16 protein-coding genes are annotated in these 19,334 nt (G+C 65.3%); 4 read left to right on the forward strand and 12 right to left on the reverse strand.

Annotation, left to right across the window (positions count from 1 at the left end; all coding sequences use genetic code 11):
- The first annotated feature begins 90 nt into the window (after positions 1–90).
- Both HCU64_RS08560 and HCU64_RS08565 read left to right on the forward strand, forming a co-directional pair.
- Positions 91–954: a glycoside hydrolase family 25 protein gene (locus HCU64_RS08560; protein WP_233383406.1), complete on the forward strand. Its 864-nt coding sequence runs from the start codon at positions 91–93 to the stop codon at positions 952–954.
- A 170-nt stretch (positions 955–1,124) separates the two neighbouring features.
- Complete coding sequence (locus HCU64_RS08565) at positions 1,125–1,940, forward strand: Crp/Fnr family transcriptional regulator (protein WP_233383407.1); 816 nt, start codon at positions 1,125–1,127, stop codon at positions 1,938–1,940.
- 158 nt (positions 1,941–2,098) lie between these two features.
- Here the strand turns inward: HCU64_RS08565 and HCU64_RS08570 are convergent, their stop codons facing one another.
- From HCU64_RS08570 to dapF, 10 genes are all read right to left on the reverse strand, one after another.
- Positions 2,099–4,153 (reverse strand): methyl-accepting chemotaxis protein, encoded by a 2,055-nt coding sequence (locus tag HCU64_RS08570; RefSeq protein ID WP_233383408.1) that lies wholly within the window; start codon positions 4,151–4,153, stop codon positions 2,099–2,101.
- Between the two features lie 325 nt (positions 4,154–4,478).
- Positions 4,479–5,726, reverse strand: a complete 1,248-nt coding sequence (gene trpB / locus HCU64_RS08575) for a tryptophan synthase subunit beta (protein WP_233383409.1) — start codon at positions 5,724–5,726, stop codon at positions 4,479–4,481.
- Positions 5,727–5,865: 139 nt separating this feature from the next.
- The gene (locus HCU64_RS08580) at positions 5,866–6,876 is read right to left on the reverse strand and encodes a fumarylacetoacetate hydrolase family protein (RefSeq protein ID WP_233383410.1); all 1,011 of its coding nucleotides are present in this window, start codon (positions 6,874–6,876) and stop codon (positions 5,866–5,868) included.
- An 84-nt stretch (positions 6,877–6,960) separates the two neighbouring features.
- Positions 6,961–7,605, reverse strand: coding sequence for a phosphoribosylanthranilate isomerase (locus HCU64_RS08585; protein WP_233383411.1), 645 nt, complete (start codon positions 7,603–7,605; stop codon positions 6,961–6,963).
- A gap of 22 nt (positions 7,606–7,627) precedes the next feature.
- The gene (locus HCU64_RS08590) at positions 7,628–7,978 is read right to left on the reverse strand and encodes a lipopolysaccharide assembly protein LapA domain-containing protein (RefSeq protein WP_233383412.1); all 351 of its coding nucleotides are present in this window, start codon (positions 7,976–7,978) and stop codon (positions 7,628–7,630) included.
- 37 nt (positions 7,979–8,015) lie between these two features.
- Entirely contained in the window at positions 8,016–8,333 is a 318-nt protein-coding gene (locus HCU64_RS08595) for an integration host factor subunit beta (RefSeq protein WP_183504198.1), read from the reverse strand.
- A gap of 42 nt (positions 8,334–8,375) precedes the next feature.
- The gene (sppA, locus tag HCU64_RS08600) at positions 8,376–9,347 is read right to left on the reverse strand and encodes a signal peptide peptidase SppA (RefSeq protein WP_233383413.1); all 972 of its coding nucleotides are present in this window, start codon (positions 9,345–9,347) and stop codon (positions 8,376–8,378) included.
- A gap of 419 nt (positions 9,348–9,766) precedes the next feature.
- On the reverse strand, positions 9,767–11,482 hold the full coding sequence (gene rpsA / locus HCU64_RS08605; RefSeq protein WP_233383414.1) for a 30S ribosomal protein S1: 1,716 nt from the start codon (positions 11,480–11,482) through the stop codon (positions 9,767–9,769).
- Between the two features lie 334 nt (positions 11,483–11,816).
- Positions 11,817–13,076, reverse strand: a complete 1,260-nt coding sequence (mtaB, locus tag HCU64_RS08610) for a tRNA (N(6)-L-threonylcarbamoyladenosine(37)-C(2))-methylthiotransferase MtaB (protein ID WP_233383415.1) — start codon at positions 13,074–13,076, stop codon at positions 11,817–11,819.
- A complete protein-coding gene (dapF, locus tag HCU64_RS08615; RefSeq protein ID WP_233383416.1) occupies positions 13,073–13,963 on the reverse strand; it encodes a diaminopimelate epimerase in 891 nt (296 codons plus the stop codon). Before dapF ends, mtaB begins: the two co-directional genes overlap by 4 nt.
- Positions 13,964–14,185: 222 nt before the next feature.
- Here dapF and HCU64_RS08620 point away from each other — a divergent pair, with 222 nt between their 5' ends.
- Positions 14,186–14,938, forward strand: a complete 753-nt coding sequence (locus HCU64_RS08620; protein ID WP_233383417.1) for a GyrI-like domain-containing protein — start codon at positions 14,186–14,188, stop codon at positions 14,936–14,938.
- Positions 14,939–15,214: 276 nt separating this feature from the next.
- Entirely contained in the window at positions 15,215–16,276 is a 1,062-nt protein-coding gene (gene trpS, locus HCU64_RS08625) for a tryptophan--tRNA ligase (protein WP_233383418.1), read from the forward strand.
- On the opposite strand, the gene HCU64_RS08630 is transcribed toward trpS, so the two are convergent.
- Together HCU64_RS08630 and HCU64_RS08635 are read right to left on the reverse strand one after the other, a co-directional pair.
- The gene (locus HCU64_RS08630; RefSeq protein WP_233383419.1) at positions 16,273–18,348 is read right to left on the reverse strand and encodes a methyl-accepting chemotaxis protein; all 2,076 of its coding nucleotides are present in this window, start codon (positions 18,346–18,348) and stop codon (positions 16,273–16,275) included. The genes trpS and HCU64_RS08630 overlap by 4 nt on opposite strands.
- Before the next feature lie 114 nt (positions 18,349–18,462).
- Entirely contained in the window at positions 18,463–19,116 is a 654-nt protein-coding gene (locus tag HCU64_RS08635; RefSeq protein WP_233383420.1) for a pyridoxamine 5'-phosphate oxidase family protein, read from the reverse strand.
- Positions 19,117–19,334: the final 218 nt, after the last annotated feature.

A 19,334-nucleotide genomic window follows, 5' to 3' on the forward strand; every position in this document is an offset into this window, starting at 1 on the left:
CTGTTCGGTTGCCGTCAAAACTCCGTTAACCGCGTCTAGGGCATCGATTACCCATATTAGTTGCGCGGCCAAGGTCGAGCGGGGGCGTCGATGTCTTTCGAATGCGGGACCTTCCTCGCGTCTGCTTCGCGCAAAGGCGGTCTCCGTCGCTGGATCGGTCGTGCCACTGCCGCCGCGCTCCTGACAGGTCTGGCAGCCTGCGCCGGCGACACTTTCACCTATTACCCGACCAAGGGTGACGCGAAGCCTCATCCAGGCGTGGCAAAAGCCAAGCAGCATCCCATCCAGGGCATCGACATTTCCAAGTGGCAGGGCCCGGTGGACTGGGCCTCGGTGAAGGGCGCAGGCACCCAGTTCGTCTTCATCAAGGCGACCGAGGGCGGCGATCACGTCGACGACCGGTTCCGCGCAAACTGGGACGGCGCCGGCGCAGCCGGCGTGCCACGTGGAGCCTATCACTTCGTCTACTGGTGTCGCTCCCCCGAGGAGCAGATGGCTTGGTTCAAGCGCAACGTCCCGAACGACCCGACTGCCCTGCCGCCGGTGCTGGACGTGGAGTGGAACGGCCACTCACAGAGCTGCCCGAAAAAGCTACCGAAGGCAGAAGCGCTCGGAATGATCCGCTACATGCTCGCCGAAATGGAGCGGTATACCGGCAAGCGGCCCATCATTTACACGGACATCACCTTCCATAAGGACGTGCTCGAGGACGAACTGCCCGATTACCCGCACTGGCTGCGCTCAACCGCGGCCGAGCCCGAGCAGCGCTTTGCCAACCGCAAGTGGATGCTCTGGCAGTTCACCTCGACCGGCCGGGTACCGGGCGTGCAAGGCAACGTTGACCGCAACGCCTTCTATGGGACGCCGGCCGAGTGGGCATCCTTCCTCTCGACGGATTGCGATCCACGCGAGCACCCTCGGTTGTCGCGCCAAGGTCTCTGCACCGACAAGTGATTGCGGGCTGGCCTCGCCGGCTCGAAGCGCCGTAGTTTCTCGATAACTCTTTTTATCGAGCCGTCTGGCATCACGTTCGAAACTGCGCTCAAGGTCTACTAGCGTACAGACGCTCATGTCTCGAATGCGCTACGTGTCGGCGCAGACGAACCGTGAACATTGTGTGGCGAATGTCTGCAACGGCCGAGCTCATTGAAGCCAACCTGCTGCTCAAGGCCTTGCGCAGCGCGGACCGCGCCCTGCTTGAGCCCTATCTTGAGCCGATCGAGTTCAACCGCGGCGAGACAGTCTTCGCGGCAGGCGGCGAAATCTCCTACATCACTTTCCCGTGCGAGCGGACGGTCGTCACCCTGCTCATCACGATGCTGGATGGTCGCAGCGCCGAGACGGCGACGATCGGACGCGAGGGTGCCGTCGGCGGCATCGTCAGCGCCGGCGGCCTGCCGGCTTCAACCCACGCCGTTACCCAGCTCGGCGGGCCGGCTCTACGCATCGACTCAGCCCGCCTCCAGGAGGCGAAGCGCGTTTCGGAGCCGGTTCGCAATCTCTTCAGCCGCTATGCCGATTGCCTGCTAGCACAGGTCCTGCAGTCAGTGGCCTGCAACGCCTTGCATCCGATCGAGTCGCGGTGCCTTCGTTGGCTGATGACGCTGCAGGATCGGATTGGCTCCGACGTCCTGCCGGTGACACAGGAACTGCTCGCCGCAATGCTCGGCGTCCAGCGAACCTACCTGACCCGCATTCTGCGTACGCTGCAGATGAATGGCCTGATTGAGATCGGGCGCGGCCGTATCACCATCGTCGCGCGACCGGCGATGGAGAAGGCGGCCTGCGAGTGCCACGAATGCGTCAGGCGTCACTTCGATACCGTGCTCGGCGCCGTCTACGGGCCCACGGGCCGCTTCGTCGCCTTCGAGCCGCCGCCGCTTCCCAAGCGGCCGCGCCGCGGGCCGATCGTGACGGTCGCCGAGGGCATTGACCGGTAGCGACACAGCGATCCGACCAGGGTCTCAGGGTGTGCTCTCCCTTATGGGAAGAGGCCTGTCGTCGGGGTGGCTCGAGATCGAGCGGTCCCGTCGTTTCTGCGCAGACCCCGCCTCCTCGCCGCCCTGGAACGGCGAGGAGGGCACCGAGGTGATCGGAGTCAGGCGGCCCGTACCGTCGCCAGGAAACCGCCGATCTCCGAGCGAAGTGCCTCGGCCTGCCGAGCAAGGTCGCTCGCAGCACTGAGCACCTGCGCCGAACCTGCGCTGGTCGAATTCGCGGCTTCCGCCAAGCCTGCGATGTTCTCGGAGACCAGGCGGGCGCCGCGCGAGGTGTCCGCCGTCGTCCGCGCGATCTCGCCGGTGGCTGCGCCCTGCTCCTCGACGGCCGAGGCGATGTCGGCGGAGATCCGCGACAAGCTCTGGATCCTCGCGGTGATGCCGGTGATGCCGCTGACCGACGCTTCGGTCGAAGACGTGATCTCGCCGACGCGCGCAGCGATCTCCTCGGTAGCCTTGGCTGTCTGGTTGGCTAGGTTTTTCACCTCTGCAGCCACGACCGAAAAGCCGCGGCCGGCCTCCCCTGCCCGCGCCGCTTCGATGGTAGCGTTGAGAGCGAGCAGATTTGTCTGGCCGGCGATCTCCGAGATCAGCCCGACGATGCGGCCGATGCTGCCGGCTGCGCTGGCGAGGCGCTCGACCTCCTCGGTCATGCGGGCGGCGTCGCGCTCGGCGATACCTGCGGCATCCGCCGAGGCGCTGACCTGTGTCGCGATCTCGCGTATCGAGGCGGAGAGTTCCTCGGTCGCAGCCGCGACGGTGTCTGAGTGACGCGCGGCCTGCTCTGAGGCCTCGGCCACGGCGGTACTGCGATGGGAAGTCTCTCCGGCGGTCGAGCTCATGGCTCTGGCCGCGGCCTCGAGCTGGTGCGAAGCCGCTGAGACCGCCTCGACGATTCCGCCGACACGTGCCTCGAAACTGTCGGCCACGCCCATCATAGCGGCGCGCTGACCAGCGGCCTGCTCGGCGGTTATCCGCTGCTGCGCCTCACGACTGCGCTGGCGCTCGACGACGCTGTCGCGGAACTCTACGGCGGCGGCGGCGATAGCGCGCACCTCGTTCGGCCCCTTGGTCGCGATCTCCACGTCGGTCTTGCCGCGGCCGATCGCGGTCAGCACCTCCGCCATGCGGGCGAGCGGGCGGGCAATCGCTGAGCCAAGTCCGAAGGCGAGGAGCGCCGAGAGCGCAAGCGTGGTGACACCTGCAACGCCCCACATCCAGACCGCGTTCTCGGCCCGGGTACGGACCCCGCTGGCCGCGTCAGCGAGTCCGTGGGTCAGTTGATCTTCGATCGTTTTGAGACCGTCGATGCGCTGTGTCGCGAGCTTGAACCAGCCCTTGGCGTCGGTGAAGGCGAGCGGCTGGCCGGGAACGGTATCGAGAATCATGCCGCGGATCCGGGTGACCTCGCGCGCAGCTTCGGAGCCCTTGGCGGCGTCGAGGGCAGCAGCGTGCGCAGTCGGGCTCCCGAGTCGAAACAGCTCCTCGAAGGTCATCTGGTTGGCGGCCAGACCGTTCACCCTTTTGAGACCGGCGAGATCGAGCGTGCCGGAGGCGAGGATCGCGGAGGCAGCCGCGCGCTCTTGGCCTGCAAACTCTTTGAGCGAGAGGAAGGCTGAATAGGCCGAGACCCTCGCGCCGATCGCCGGGTCCGACGCCACCCGCGAGACCTCGCGCACGACGTTCAGCGCGTCGTTGATGACCCCCGTATAAAGCGCGTTGTTCTGCGGCGCGGTCGGACCCAGACCATCGACCGCTTTGCGGTGTGGCTCTATCTTGCCGACGGACATGCGCAACGCTGCGATCTTGCTCGCGAAGCCGTCCCCGATCCGCTGCTCGTCCGCGGCATCGAGGCCGCGGCTCATCGGCTCGCGTGTTGTGTCGAGAAGCTTGCGCTGCGCTGCTAGCTCGGGCGCGAACTGCGTACCCTTCGAGCCCAGGAAGAGACTCGAGGCACCGCGCTCTTTCTGTGCCTCATGGACGAAGGCGCTGATGGTACCCGACAGAGTCACGAGACCTTCGAGCCGGCTCATCTCGCGGCCTTGCGCCATCCGATCGAGCACCGCCAGCATCGCGACTGCCGCGAAGGCAAGACAGGGGATCAATGCGACCGCGACGATGCGACTGCGCAGGGACGAAAAAAGGCCGCCGGGCATGGGTAAACCTGAGCTTTCAGAAGTTGCTCGAAGTTGACCCGTGCCAGTGAAAAAAGAGTTTCCGCTGGATGATCGACATTAACCTATGGGCTGCGCGGATGCTCTAATTTTAAGCAGATATAGCCGCTTTTTAATGCTTTGGCTTAAGTCTTAGCCGTCGGTCTCTGATAAGGGTCTCAGGCGCTTCGGTCGTTGTGCATGATCCACAGACCTTCGAAAGTTAGCGCGCCGCTCCCACCTCAGTAAAGTCGCGCCGTATCGGAGCTGCTGTCGAGCTGAAACACGCCAGTACTTCCACTCACGCTCACGCTGATCAGGCCGACCTTCACGCGCCTCCGGACTTCGCAAAGATCTCCGATACCTGCGGGATGTCCTTGTCCCCGCGCCCCGAGAGGTTGAGGACCATCAGATGATCATTCGGCCGCTGCGGCGCCAACTCGATGACCCGTGCCAACGCATGGGCCGGCTCCAGGGCCGGGATGATGCCCTCGAGCGACGAGCACAGCTTGAACGCTTTCAGCGTCTCCGCGTCGGTCGCCGAGAGGTAGGTCACGCGGCCGGCCTCGTGCAGGAAGGCGTGCTCGGGGCCGATGCCGGGATAGTCGAGGCCCGCCGAGATCGAGTGGGCGTCGGCGATCTGTCCGTCCTCGTTCATCAGGAGATAGGTACGGTTGCCATGTAGCACCCCCGGCTTGCCGCCCGAGAGCGAGGCCGCATGCAAGCCGCTCGGGATACCGTGCCCGGCTGCTTCGACCCCGAAGATCTCGACTTCGCGGTCGTCGAGGAAGGGGTGGAACAGCCCCATGGCGTTCGAGCCGCCGCCGATGCAGGCGACGAGCGAGTTCGGCAGCCGGCCTTCGAGCGCCAGCATCTGTTCTTTGGTCTCGCGGCCGATGATCGATTGGAAGTCTCGCACCATGGCTGGATAGGGGTGCGGGCCGGCCACCGTACCGATGCAATAGAACGTGTCGGCGACATTGGTGACCCAGTCGCGCAGGGCCTCGTTCATCGCGTCCTTGAGCGTCTTGGTGCCCGATTGAACCGGGATCACCTCGGCGCCGAGCATCTTCATGCGGAACACGTTGGGAGCCTGCCGCTCGACATCGACGGCGCCCATGTAGACCACGCATTTCAGTCCGAAGCGCGCGCAGAGCGTCGCGGTAGCCACGCCGTGCTGGCCGGCTCCGGTCTCGGCGATGACCCGCGGCTTGCCCATGCGGCGTGCCAGCAGGATCTGGCCGAGCACGTTGTTCACCTTGTGCGAGCCGGTGTGATTCAGCTCCTCGCGCTTGAAATAGATTTTGGCGCCCTGCCCTTCCGGCGCGCCGGCACGCAGGTGCTCGGTCAGCCGCTCTGCGTAATAGAGCGGGCTCGGCCGGCCAATATAGTGAGTGCCGTAGTTCTCCATGTCCGCCTTGAAGGACGGGTCGGCCTTCGCCGCTTCATACGCCTTCTCGAGGTCGAGGATCAGCGGCATCAGCGTTTCGGCGACGAAGCGGCCGCCGAAAATGCCGAAGCGGCCCCGCTCGTCCGGGCCGGTGCGGAAGCTGTTGGGTTCAGGGGCGACGGTCACGGGCTGTCTCTGTCGATCGTGAAACGCATTGTAGCCCGCTGCTCTTGCGAGCCGGGCCAAGTCACGCGGACCATGCGGCGAAGCGGGTCGCCGTTGCAACCCGCCTTGTGCGGCTGGAATGACGGTCAGGCGTGGTTCGTCAGGTCAGCTTGAACTTCAGCTCGCCCAATCCCTCCAGGCTGCAGGCGATCTCGTCGCCGGCCTTGAGCCATTGGCGCTCGGCGCGCGGCTTCTTCTCGCCGAAAATCACGCCCTGCGGGGTGCCCGTGTAGAAGATGTCACCCGGCTTGATGGTCATGATCTTCGACGCGAAGCTGATGAGCTGCCGGCAATTGAAGATCATGTCGTTGGTGTTCCAGTCCTGCCGCTGGACGCCGTTGACTCGGGTCTCGAGCCGCAGATTGTTCGGATCCTTCACGAGGTCGGCCGTGACGAGGTAGGGGCCGAGCGGCGCAAAGCCGTCCGAGGTCTTGCCGATCATGAACTGCGAGGTCAGCGTCTGCAGATCGCGGGCCGAGAAGTCATTGCCGGTCGCGTAGCCTGCCACATAGTCGAGGGCATCGGCTTCCGAGACATCGCGGCACTCGCGGCCGAACACGATGACCAATTCGGTCTCGTAGTCGAATTCCTTGGCCGCCGCCGTCGGCAGCCTGATCGTTCCGCCGTGGTGGTTGAGTGCGTTATTGTACTTATTGAAGAGCGGCGGGTTCTTCGGGATTGGCGTTCCGGTCTCCTCGGCATGGTGCTTGTAGTTGAAGCCCATCATGATGATCTTTTCCGGCCGCGTGACGAGCGGCGCGTAGGCAATCTCGGCCTCCGTCAGGAGATGCGCCTGAGGCGCCTTCTCGGCGGCCGCCTTGACCAGGGCGGTGAGTTGCTCGCCCTTCCCGTTCTGCAGCAGATCATCCATGTCCGCCGGACAGGCCATGCCGAGGGCGCGACCGGCCGCGGTCACGTCGAGGACGCCGGACTGCGTCTTCACGCCAAGGCCGTAGCCTCCCTCTCGGCGCAGGTTCAACAGAGTCAGATTGCGCGGCATCGTGAAGCTCGCGGCCATTGCCGCAGCTTTCTCGACGGCCTGTGCGGCCCCAGTCCCAGTCACCATCGCGAGTCCGCCTGCCAGCTTGAGAAAATCACGACGATCGCTCATGGCACCCTCCCGTCTTGTATTCAGAATCCCATAACACGGGGCTCCGAACAGGCGGGGCCGGAGACGATCCGTCTCACGCAGAATTCATCGGCTGCGAACAGCCTCGATGAAGGCCGCGATGGCGGCCGGATCCTTCTGGCCGGGCCGGACCTCGACGCCGGAGGAGACATCGACGGCCGTTGCGCCTGTGCGCATCAAGGCGTCTGCGACAGTGTCTGGTGTCAGGCCGCCGGAAAGCATCCAACCGTCGGGCAGCGTGCCGGGTGTGATCAGGCCCCAGTCGAAAGACTGCCCATTTCCGCCCGGCAGCGCAGCATCCTTCGGCGGCTTGGCGTCGAGGAGAATACGGTCTGCAAACGCTGCGTAGGCTCGTACCTGCGCCAAGTCTGCGCTCGTGGCGACGCCAATGGCTTTCATCACTGGGAGACCGGACAGGCGACGGATCTCGGCGACGCGCTCTGGGCTTTCTTGTCCGTGCAACTGGATCATATCCAGGCCAATCGCCACGACGGCCGCGGTGACGAGCGCGTCGTTCGGATCAACGAGAAGCACGACACGCTGCGCCCGGCCCTGGGCCCGGCGCGAGAGCACGCCAGCGCGTTCGAGTGAAACGTGACGAGGGCTTTTTGCAAAATGGACGAAGCCGACGAGATCGGCGCCAGCGTCAAGTGCCGCGTCGAGCGTCGGTTCGGTGCTCAGCCCGCAAATCTTGACCGCAATCGAGGGCACGATGGGAAGGGCCGGTGCTGGATCAGCGTGGCGCCGGGAGAGCGGCAGCGGTGCCGTAGGCGGGGCTGCTACCGTCCGGCGGGAAGGTGCGGAGCTGCGCCGTTTCGCGCTCCAGCTTCTCGCGCTCCCTGCGATGATGGCGGGCGCTTGCCCGGGTCTTGCCCTGGCCGAGCCAGGAGCCGATGCCGCCGACGAGGATGCCGAGTGCCACCGCCGCGAACACGATCGCGTAGAGCGGCAGCACGACGCTGAAGGCCGGCTCGGGCGAAAATGGGTCGAAGGACAGCGTGACACTCTCGCGGTTAGCTACGGCGAGCAGGACCACGATGATGGCCACGGGCAGCAGCACGAGGGCTTTCAGAAAGCGGATCATCTCAAATCTCCGGCGCGATAGCTCGGCGGGGTCGGGCTCAGCCGGCCGCTGCTGCTCCGGTCTCCTCGCCGATCCCCGCCTGATTGAGTCGAAGGCGCATTTCCTTACCCGTCTTGAACACGGGGATCGCCTTCTCGGACACGGCAACGGGCTCGCCCGTGCGGGGGTTGCGTCCGCGCCGGGCCTCGCGGCGCTTCACCGAGAAGGCTCCGAAGCCACGCAGCTCGACCCGGTCGCCACGGGCCAATGCGTCGGCGATGGTATCGAGGATCGCGTTGACGAGCGTCTCGACGTCGCGCTGATAGAGATGCGGGTTCTGCTCGGCGATCTTGAGCACGAGTTCCGATTTGATCATGCGTCGGTCTTCCGAAGTCCGAATGGGAGCGAGAGGTCGTGGTCAGGGCGCTGGGCGCCAGAGCACGAGCAGGCCTCCGCCGGCATAGCTCTCCGCCTCCGAGCCGATGGCGCGAAGCCGTCCGGCGAGGTCGTCGAGGCCGACCAAGGCGGCGCTTGAGCCTAAGGCGGACCACAGCTTGAAGCCGCTCCCCGAGGTCGGCTTCCAGTCCTTCACGGGGAGGTCCTTGGCGACTCCCTTCTCCTTCTCCAGCCACGCGACCGCCTGGCGCTCGGCGCCGAGTTCGTCCACGAGCTTGAGCGGCACGCTCTGGCGGCCGGAAAAGACGCGGCCGTCGGCGACCTTGGCGAGTTCGTCGTCACTCATGTGCCGCCGCTCGGCCACCAGTCCCTTAAACCAGCCATAGGTGTCGGACACCACCGACGCGAGCGCAGCTTTGGCCTCGGGCGACGTGGGTGTGAAGCCGGACGGCTCAGCCTTGAGTGGCGACGACTTGATCGATTCCATCTTGACGCCGACCTTGTCGAGAAGGCCTGAGACTTCCGGATACTGGAACAGCACGCCGATCGAGCCGACGAGCGAGGTCTCGCGGGCGACGATGTGATCGGCGGCGATAGCGGTGATGTAGGCGCCTGACGCCGCCGTGCCGTCTACGAAGGCCACGATCGGCTTCTTCTCTGCGAGCGCACGCAGATTGCGGTACAGCTCCTCCGAGCCGGTGGTGGTGCCGCCGGGAGAGGATATCGAGACGACGACGCCCTTTACCGCACTCGCCTCGCCGACGCGCTTGATCAGGTTGGACGTGGACTCGCTACCAGCGATGAAGCCACCGATTGATATACGGGCAATCTGGCTCGGCGCTGCACTGAGCCCGAACAGCTCCGAGCCGGCTCGTGCGCGATAACCGATGGCGCCCACCGCCACGATCAGACCGCCGATACCGAGCACCCGCCAGAGGCTCAGCTTGCGGCGCAGGCGCCGGCGATCAATGAGAACTTCGGCGTCTGCAGCCATGCGGCAGCTCACTCCCTCGCCCGCCGGCCTCGGCGGGCCGGTTCTCGCTCCGTCTCCTCGCGCCGCCGAAAGGGGCGGATCGCCAAGCATCCGGAGCCGGTGAATTATCGACTCGTCGATCGCGAGGATTCCATGGGAAGCCGCGCTTTGCACTCGGTCTTTTTGAAGGACGCACAGACCTGCCGCAAGAGGCAAGTCCTTGATCCGAATAGGCTCACGGCTGTCGGCGTGCGACTGTGCCGTGTTCTAGACCTCGCAATGCCGCGTGAGCAAGGGGCTCGCGATCCCCGGCTCGCACGTCGTTGTGATGGAGGAGCGCGTGATGCGGTGATTGGCGTGACTGCGGAGGGTTGCCCTCAAAACAAAAAAGCCCCGGGAGCGACCAAGCGCTCCCGGGGCTTTTTCAGAGCGAGACGATCTTACTCGTCGTCGCCCTTCTTCTTGTTGAAGGCAGCGCCAAGGATGTCGCCGAGCGACGCACCAGAATCGGCGGAGCCAAACTGGGCCATCGCCTCCTTCTCCTCGGCGACTTCGAGCGCCTTGATGGAGACCTGAACGCGACGTGCCTTGCGGTCGAACTGGATCACGCGGGCGTCGAACTTCTCGCCGGCAGCGAAACGCTCGGGACGCTGGTCGCCGCGGTCGCGGGCGAGTTCGGCGCGACGAATGAAGGTCGTCAACTCGGTGTCGACGATCTTCACCTCGAGACCCGAATCCTTCACCTCGAGGACCTCGCAGGTCACGATCTGACCCTTCTTGAGGTCGCCGGCCTCGGCCATCGGATCGCCGCCGACCTGCTTTATGCCGAGCGAGATGCGCTCTTTCTCGACGTCGACGTCGAGAACCTGCGCCTTGACCATATCGCCCTTCTTGAACTCCTCGATGACCTGCTCGCCGGGGCGCTGCCAGTCGAGGTCCGAGAGATGGACCATGCCGTCGACGTCGCCCTCAAGGCCAATGAACAAGCCGAACTCGGTCTTGTTCTTGACCTCGCCCTCGACCTCGGACCCGACAGGGTGCTTCTCGGCGAAGGCTTCCCAAGGATTCTGCAGGGTCTGCTTGAGACCGAGCGAGATGCGGCGCTTGACCGGATCGACCTCGAGGATCTGCACTTCCACTTCCTGCGAGGTGGAGACGATCTTGCCGGGGTGGACGTTCTTCTTGGTCCAGCTCATCTCGGAGACGTGGATCAGGCCCTCGATGCCCGGCTCCAGCTCCACGAAGGCGCCGTAATCAGTGATGTTGGTCACACGGCCCTTGAGCTTGGCGTCGACCGGGTAGCGCTGGGCGATGCCCTCCCACGGATCGGCGAGCAGCTGCTTGATGCCGAGCGAGATGCGGTGGGTCTCGTGGTTGATCTTGATGATCTTGACCTTCACCGTCGCGCCGATCTGTACGACCTCGGACGGGTGGTTCACGCGGCGCCATGCCATGTCGGTGACGTGCAGCAGACCGTCGATGCCGCCGAGATCGACGAAGGCGCCGTACTCGGTGATGTTCTTGACGACGCCGTCTATGACCTGACCCTCTTCGAGGTTGGCCACCAGCTCGCTACGCTGCTCGGCGCGGCTCTCTTCGAGCACGGTCCGGCGCGAGACAACGATGTTGCCGCGGCGGCGATCCATCTTGAGGATCTGGAAGGGCTGCGGCGTGCCGAGCAGCGGGGTCACGTCGCGCACGGGGCGGATGTCGACCTGCGAGCGCGGCAGGAACGCCACGGCGCCGTCGAGGTCCACGGTGTAACCGCCCTTGACCTGGTTGAAGATCGTGCCGGTGACACGCTCATTGGCCTCGAACGACTTCTCGAGCTTGACCCAGCTCTCCTCGCGGCGGGCCTTGTCGCGCGAGATGACGGCTTCGCCGAGTGCGTTCTCGATGCGGTCGACGTAAACCTCGACGACATCGCCGACCTTCAGCTCGCCTTCGCGGCCGGGGCCCTGGAATTCCTTGAGGGCGACGCGGCCCTCCGTCTTCGCGCCGATATCGATGACGGCGACATCCTTCTCGATGCCGACGACGGTGCCCTTGACGACCGAGCCCTCGGTGATCTCGTGCTCGAGGAAGGACTCTTCGAGCAGCGCGGCGAAATCGTCACGGCTCGGCGCAGTATCGCGCGCGTTCAGACCTGCAGACATTCTCTCTCCTGAATGGCCTCTCCTGGAGGCCGGCGTCGGCGGCTCGTGTTGCGGAAGACCCTCTTCCTCGCCGCCTGGAACCTTCAAGGGTCCAGGCTCACCCCTCGTTCAGGAGAGGGCCGACGCATGCTCGAAAAGCGATGGTCGAGGGCCGACCTCCCGACGGACAGGAGGCGGGACAATCCGCAACTCACGAATCCGACTGAAGAATCAGGGCGTCATTACCGGAGAGATAGTGGTTTCGCAACTCGGGGAACTGGCAGCAGCTGCCATTCCCAGGCGTTCTGGGCGAACCTGGAACCGAAGGCCGGCCCCGGCTCCGAGCCTGGCCGCATCAGCGAAGGCTTACGTCAGTCGCCGAGAGCCGCTGCCCATCATGTCCGGCGATCGCGAGGGTGATGAGATCGCCGGGCTCAACCTGCCTCGCAAGGTCGGAGCTCAGCGTTACGCTCGTGAACGCCTCCGTCCGTCCGATGCCGCCGCGCTCAACCAAGATCGGACGGTGTTGCCCGACCTCGCTATCGAGATGCCGGATCAGAGCGTTCGCACCGGCTTGCCGGAGCCGAGAGGCACGCTCCTTGACGATGTCGACGGCGACCTGCGGCATCCGCTCGGCGGGCGTGCCGGGGCGGGGCGAGTACGGGAAGACATGAAGATGGGTCAGGCCGCATTCCTCTATGAGGTCGAGGGAGCGGACGAACTGGGCCTCCGACTCGGTAGGGAACCCAGCGATGAGATCGGCGCCGAAGACCGTGCCAGGCCGCAGCCGGCGGATCGTTTCACAAAAGCGGATGGCATCCCCACGTGAATGCCGGCGCTTCATCCGCTTGAGCACGAGATCGTCGCCGGCCTGCAGCGAGAGATGGAGATGTGGCATCAGCCGCTCCTCATTGGCGACGGCATCGAGCAGTTCGTCGTCGGCCTCCACGGAGTCGATGGACGAGAGACGTAGGCGTGCCAAGTCTGGCACGGCGGCCAGGATCGCCTTGACCAGCCGCCCGAGCGTCAGGTCATCGCCGAGGTCGCGGCCGTAAGCGGTTAGGTCGACACCGGTCAGCACCACCTCACGGCCGCCATGCTCGACGATGCGGCGAACCTGGGCCACGGCGTCATCCATAGTCACGGAACGTGAATTCCCGCGGCCGAACGGGATCACGCAGAAGGTGCAGCGATGATCGCAGCCATTCTGGACCGGCACGAAAGCCCGCGTATGCCCGCTGACCCCGGAAATCTGCGTTGGGACGGCCTCACGTTCGTCCATGATCGCGCGAGCGGTGCCATTCCCGTCGCGGCGCCAGACCTCGGCGCGTAGCTTGTCGGCATTGCCAACAAGGCGGGAGATCTCGGGCATCCCGGCATAGGCAGCGCGCTCAACCTCTGCCCCGCACCCGGTGACGACGATCTCGGCACCGGGACGCTCCCGCGCCAATTTCCGTATCGCCTTGCGGGCCTGCCTGCCGGCCTCCGCCGTCACCGCGCACGTATTGACCAGAACCAAGTCCCGGCCACGATCATGTCCGAGGGCATGCCCGCGCATCACCTCGGACTCGACCGTATTGAGCCGGCAGCCGAACGTGAGCGTCTCGACGCTCACGTCACGATGCTTTCGAATATGTCTGGCGCGAACGTGCCCTCCCCTTCGAGGAAGACCGGGCCGGTCATCAACACGTGGTCGTCGGCGCGCCACTCGATCGAGAGTTGTCCGCCCGGTAGAGCGACGGTGGCATGGCGACCGATCATGCGCAGCCGCGAGGCCGCGACTACGGTCGCGCAGGCAGCGGTGCCGCAGGCGAGCGTCAGACCCGCACCGCGCTCCCAGACGCGCAACTTGATCAGGTCGCGCCCGAGCACCTGCGCCAGCGAGATATTGGCCCGCTCCGGAAAAATCGGGTGACCCTCCAGCATCGGCCCGATCTTCGCGAGATCATACTCGTCGGGATCGCGGTCGACGAAGAAAACTGCGTGCGGGTTGCCCATGCTGACAACCGCCGGCGAATGCAGAATCGGGTCGTCGATCGGCCCGATCTGCAGCTCGATACGCCTGGTATCGGGAAACGGGTCACGGAGCGGGATCTCGTCCCACTTCAGACGCGGCTTGCCCATGTCGACGGTGAAGCTCCGGTCGGCCACGCGCCTGACGGCTACAAGTCCGGCTTCGGTCTCCAGCATCAGCGAGCCTGCGTCGGCGGGCCGCGCCATGGCGGGATCGTCGAGCATGGCGAACGCGACGCAGCGGGTGCCGTTACCGCAGGCGCCCGAACGCGATCCGTCCGTGTTGTAGATGCGCAGGTAGGCGTCTGTGCCTGGGGTGACGGGATCGTGCATCACCATGAGCTGGTCGAAGCGTGAGCGCGGATCCTCGGCGATGGCGCGCGCTTCCGGCCCGCTCACGATGATCCGGCTGCCGCGCAGATCGAGCACTACGATGGCGTTGCCGGCGCCGTGCATCTTCAGGAAGCGGTGATTGGCGAGTGCGTTCATACGGGCTGTCGGGAGATCGCTGCTGCCGGAGACGTTCGGGTGAGGTTGCCAGGTTCGGGACCAATTAAGGACCGCGTATATGGCAAACCGGGCCGCGGGACGCGAGAGCCGAGCCGGCATGCGCCGTGCGTATCGGTCTCGCGAAAGCCGCAGACCCTCGCTAGCTTGCGCACAACGTTGTGCCTGATGCGATTCCCACGGGCCTGAGACCGGAGCCTCCCCTTGATCCGCCCTCGTTCCGCGACCGCAGGCCTCGCCGCGATGATCGTGCTCGCCCTCGCCGCCGTCCCGGTCTTGGGTGAGGAGCCGGCGACTTCGAAGATACCGTCGCCCGCCGAAGCGAACCCGCTTTCGACCACGACCGCCCCCGATACCTCCGCGAAGCCGCCGGGAACGGCGATGCCGCTTCCCGACAAGGCTCTAATGCCGCCCGCCGCTGCCGGTGGGGCTCCGGCGCGCTCCACAGCCGCACCCGCGCGCGAGACGCTGGTGCCGGCGCCGGCCGAGCCGAACGACGTGGAGGAGGTCATTCTGCCGGCCAAACCCGCCGCGATCATCTCTGGCAAGGCGACTTGGGAGGAGGCCGTGTCGAGCCTTAGGACCACCTTTGCGCGCATCGAGGACGAACTCGCGAAGGCCGGCATCCGCCCCACCGGTCGTCCGATCTCGGTCTTCACCAAGACAGAAGACAATGGCTTCCAGTTCGAGGCGATGATCCCGATCGAGGCTGCACCGGCATCCGGGCCGACAACTGGCGATGGCCTGCATTTCGGTGCAACGCCGAGCGGAAAGGCCCTGCGCTTCCGTCACGCCGGCACCTACGACGAGATCAGCGGCACCTACGACACCCTGATCGCCTATTTCGACGCCAAGGACATCGCGCTGCAGGACCGCTTCATTGAGGAATATGTCACGGACATCAGCGATGCACCGGACGTGAAGCTCGACATCAACATTTACGCGCTGCCGAAATAACGCCTGTCGACGCTCCGACAGGGCGCAGGCGCCGGTTCCAGTGTCCCAGCCCTCGGTCACGGCCTAAAGCTGCCGTCCGGCCTGCGGCGACTGCGTCATGCTCTAGCCGGTTCCAACGGAGCAGCAACGAATGGCTGTCACGGTCCGAGCGGGATCTGAACGGACCCCTTCGATCCCCCTCCGCCCATCCTTGACCACGCCACGCAGCGGGTGCCAGAACCCGGCCCTTCGATCGGGCGGTGGTCCGCTCCGGCCATGGCTTGAAGGATCGCGCCGATGACGGCGTTCGCGGAACTGGTCTTCTCCGGCGTCCAGCCGACGGGAAACCTGCACCTCGGCAACTATCTCGGCGCGGTGAAGCGCTTCGTCGAGATGCAGGAGCGCGACGCGCAGTGCCTCTACTGCGTCGTCGACCTGCACGCGATCACGCTATGGCAGGACCCCGAGGCGCTGAAAGGTCAGATCCGCGAGGTCACCGCCGCCTTCCTCGCCGCCGGCATTGATCCCAAGCGCTCCATCGTGTTCAACCAGAGCCAGGTCCCCCAGCACGCCGAGCTGACCTGGATCTTCAACTGTGTCGCCCGCCTCGGCTGGCTCAACCGCATGACGCAGTTCAAGGACAAAGCCGGCAAGGACCGCGAGAACGCCTCGATCGGGCTCTACGACTATCCCGTGCTGATGGCCGCCGACATCCTGGCTTATCGGGCGACTCACGTCCCGGTCGGCGAGGACCAGAAGCAGCACCTCGAGCTGACCCGCGACATCGCGCAGAAATTCAACAACGACTTCGCGGGCTCGATCCTCGCGCACGGCCACGGCGAGCAGTTTTTCCCGCTCACAGAGCCGCTGATCGGCGGACCGGCAGCACGAGTGATGAGCCTTCGCGACGGCACCAAGAAGATGTCGAAATCGGACGCTTCCGACAATTCGCGCATCAATCTCAAGGACGATGCCGACACCATCGCGCAGAAGGTGCGCCGGGCGAAGACCGATCCCGATGCCCTGCCCTCCGAGGTCGACGGCCTCAAGGGGCGGCCGGAGGCGGACAACCTCGTCGGGATCTTCGCAGCGCTTCGGGGCATCAGCCGCGAGGACGTGCTGCGGGATTTCGGCGGAGCTCAGTTCTCCACCTTCAAGCCGGCGCTCGTTGATCTGGCGGTGTCGACGCTCGCCCCGATCGGGGCCGAGATGAAGCGGCTCTCGGACGATCCGGGCCACATCGACGCCGTGCTCGCGGACGGCTCGGAGCGGGCCGAGGCTATCGCCGCGCCGACGCTCGACGCGGTCAAGGATATCGTCGGCTTCGTGCGGCGCGGACCTGCCTTGAAGGCAGTTTAGGCCGCCCGGACGGTCTCGAGGAAGCGGTGCACCTCGGCGTTGAGGTGCTCTGACTGGACTGACAGCTCGGAAGCCGAGGCCAGGACCTGGGTCGCGGCGGCGCCTGTCATCTCGGCGGCGCCGGCGACGCCCGCGATATTCGTCGTGACTTCACCGGTGCCAGCCGCTGCCTGAGCCACGTTGCGGACGATCTCCTGGGTCGCCGCGCCCTGCTCCTCGACGGCTGCCGCGATTGTCGTGGCGACGTCGCTCATTTCCTCGATCCGCGCGGAGATGCTGCCGATCGCCGAGACGGCCTGCCCGGTCGAGCCCTGGATGCGGGTGATCTGGCTGGAAATCTCCTCGGTCGCTCGCGCCGTCTGGTTCGCCAACTCCTTGACCTCCGCGGCGACGACCGCGAAGCCGCGGCCCGCCTCCCCGGCCCGTGCCGCCTCGATCGTGGCGTTCAGAGCCAGCAGGTTGGTCTGGCCGGCAATCCCGCTGATGAGCGTGACGACGTCGCCGATCTTCGTGACGGCCACGTTCAGGTCCTGCACCAGCCCGGCGGTCTGCGCGGCCTCGCCGGCAGCAGCCTGAGCCAGCTGCGCGGATCCTTGAACTTGCCGGCCGATCTCCTGCACGGAGGCGCCGAGTTCTTCCGCCGCGGCGGCCACGGTGCCCACGTTGGAGGCCGCCTCTTCGGCGGCAGCGGCGACCGTCGTGGACTGGTTTGCTGTCTCAGTGGCCGTACCGGCCATACCTTGTGCCGTGGCCTGCAACTCGGTGGCCGCCGAGGTCACCGTGCCGACGATGCCACCGACCGCGCGTTCGAACTCGCCGGCAAGTGTCGTCATCAATTGTCTGCGGTCGCCGTCGGCGATGGCTTGCGCGATCGCTTTTTCGCGCGCGTCGGCCTCGGCCTGCGCGCGCAGGCCGTCGCGAAGCTGCAGTACGGCCTGGCCGACGAGTCCGACCTCGTCGCGGCGCTCTGCTTCCGGCACGCTTGCCTCGTAATTGCCCGCGGCCATTCCGCCGATTGTCCGGCCCAGGGCGCGGATCGGCGTGCCGACGAGACGCTGCAGCAAGCCGAACAGGACGCCGCAGCCGATCAGCACGCAGAGCACCGAGATGCCGATGAGCGTCCACTTGGCTTGGTCAGCCGCCGCGGTCAGGGTCGCAACGGGAACCGCCGCAACGATGGCCCAGCGCTCCTGGGTATCACCGGCCTGAATATGCTTCGCCATGTAGCGCCAGGTTGCGCCGTTCGGTCCTGATGCATCGACCACGACGTTAGAGCCAGCTGCGATGGCCTGTTTCGCCACGGCGGCGGCGGACGCGTCGATCGGTTCCAGTGGCTTGCCGGCCGCCTTGCGGTCTGGATGCGCGATGCTTGTTCCGCTCGCCGAGACGACGGCGAGGTAACCGGTGCCAAAGGGCTTCACCGCGCCCAGCGTGGTGTTGAGCGAGCCGAGATCGATGTCGATGCCGCCCGTGCCGGCATATTTGCCACCCACCGTGATCGGCGCGCCGAAGGACGTCATCACGACGTCTTTGCCGGCCACCGGATAGATGTAAGGCTCGACGGCGACCAAGCGATTGAGCTTCTTCGGCTGGAGATAGAAGGCGCCGTCCGCCTCGGTATCGTAACCTGTCAGGACCTCGCGTTTGATCTCGCCGCTACCGCGATTCCAGTAGGGCATGAAACGCCCGCTCGCGTCCGACGACGCGGTGCCGGCGAACTCCCCGTCCCGGCCGTCGAGGGCGTTCGGCTCCCAGCCAGTCCAGGCTCCAATCAGGTTCGGATTTGCGCGCAGGAGATCGCGCAGCGCTGCATCATAGACCGCCCGATCTTTGATGCCGCTCGATCGCATCGCTCCGGCCGCGACGGCGATGCTCTCCGCCACCTTTGCGGCGGTCGCGAGTTGGGTGCGAACCTCACGCGCTTCGTTCGACAGGGTCTCGGACTGGATCTTGGCCGTTTGCTCTTCGAACGATGCGCCGATGCGCTCTGTCAGGAAGGCTGTCCCGCCTGCGAAGACGACGGCCAAGGAAATGCTGCCGGCGATGGCAACTTTAAGAGGGAGCGAAGCCATGCCCGGACAAATTCCAGAAGAAGCCAACAAGCCGAATGATGTTGACCTACAACCGTTACTTGCCGGTTAAGCTTCGTTCCTTTCAGGAAAAATTGTTCCTGTCTGGAATTCCCGTCACGCCTCACCCTTCATGAGTTTTTCGCCATAAGCCTCCAGATCGAGCACGCCCTCCTTCTCGGCTCGAGCGCGATCTTCGTCGGCGATCACCTCTTGCACCATATCGAGCCGTTTCCACTGCGCGAGCGGTGTCGTGCTCTCTCGTTTCGGCACGTAGCGGCTTTCGCCGAGCTTCTTGTGCGGATGGATGTATCGCGGGCAGTTCACCCAGATCTGCGCAACGTCGATGTGCACAATGTACTGCGCCTCCTCGAACTCGGCGCGCAGGGGATCGTCGCGCACGACACGGGCGGTGCCCTGAACACGCAGGCGATGAGGCGTCTCGAAGTCGATGAAGAGCATGCCGACTTTGCCCTGGCCGGCGATGTTGCCCATAGAGAGGAACATCCCGTTGCCGTCATAGCCGGGAAAAGCCAGCGCGTTCGAGCCGACGACCCGGACGAAGCCGGTTGGGCCGCCCTTGTAAGAAACCGTCGGATTGCCTTCGTGGTCGACCGTCGAGAGGAAGAACATGTCGCGGCTTTCGATAAAGCCTCGCTCCTGCTCCCCGATGGCGTGCTGGACGTGATGCTTGTCTAGGAAATCGGCCAGCTTGCGCGTGTCGAACTCGTCCTGAAGCGCACGGTGCTCTTCGCTGTAGAGCGAGCCCATCTTCAAAGTCCTCCCGGTTGTCGTCTTATCCCGACATCGTGGCAGAGGTCGTCGGCGGCGGGAAGGGTCTTGCTTGATCTCGGAGCATGGCGCGAGAATGCGCGCTGGATCGTCTATCGAAGACGATTTTGATCGATCGGGTGACCCGCATGACGTCCGAGCTTCGTCGCCTCTGTTTACTCTCGGTAGCTGTCGCGCTTCTCAGCGTGCCCGAAGCT

It is taken from the genome of Methylobacterium sp. C25 (assembly GCF_021352225.1).
In the GTDB taxonomy this organism is placed as follows: Bacteria; Pseudomonadota; Alphaproteobacteria; order Rhizobiales; family Beijerinckiaceae; genus Methylobacterium.

What these genes read in the sequence shown, in the direction of transcription:
- HCU64_RS08565 (WP_233383407.1), top strand. Translation starts at nt 1,125, where the DNA reads ATGTCTGCAACGGCCGAGCTCATTGAAGCCAACCTGCTGCTCAAGGCC.
- HCU64_RS08595 (WP_183504198.1), bottom strand. Translation starts at nt 8,333, where the DNA reads ATGATCAAATCGGAACTCGTGCTCAAGATCGCCGAGCAGAACCCGCAT.
- HCU64_RS08630 (WP_233383419.1), bottom strand. Translation starts at nt 18,348, where the DNA reads ATGGCTTCGCTCCCTCTTAAAGTTGCCATCGCCGGCAGCATTTCCTTG.
- HCU64_RS08580 (WP_233383410.1), bottom strand. Translation starts at nt 6,876, where the DNA reads ATGAGCGATCGTCGTGATTTTCTCAAGCTGGCAGGCGGACTCGCGATG.
- HCU64_RS08635 (WP_233383420.1), bottom strand. Translation starts at nt 19,116, where the DNA reads ATGGGCTCGCTCTACAGCGAAGAGCACCGTGCGCTTCAGGACGAGTTC.
- HCU64_RS08590 (WP_233383412.1), bottom strand. Translation starts at nt 7,978, where the DNA reads ATGATCCGCTTTCTGAAAGCCCTCGTGCTGCTGCCCGTGGCCATCATC.
- dapF (WP_233383416.1), bottom strand. Translation starts at nt 13,963, where the DNA reads ATGAACGCACTCGCCAATCACCGCTTCCTGAAGATGCACGGCGCCGGC.
- HCU64_RS08570 (WP_233383408.1), bottom strand. Translation starts at nt 4,153, where the DNA reads ATGCCCGGCGGCCTTTTTTCGTCCCTGCGCAGTCGCATCGTCGCGGTC.
- trpS (WP_233383418.1), top strand. Translation starts at nt 15,215, where the DNA reads ATGACGGCGTTCGCGGAACTGGTCTTCTCCGGCGTCCAGCCGACGGGA.
- rpsA (WP_233383414.1), bottom strand. Translation starts at nt 11,482, where the DNA reads ATGTCTGCAGGTCTGAACGCGCGCGATACTGCGCCGAGCCGTGACGAT.
- HCU64_RS08560 (WP_233383406.1), top strand. Translation starts at nt 91, where the DNA reads ATGTCTTTCGAATGCGGGACCTTCCTCGCGTCTGCTTCGCGCAAAGGC.
- sppA (WP_233383413.1), bottom strand. Translation starts at nt 9,347, where the DNA reads ATGGCTGCAGACGCCGAAGTTCTCATTGATCGCCGGCGCCTGCGCCGC.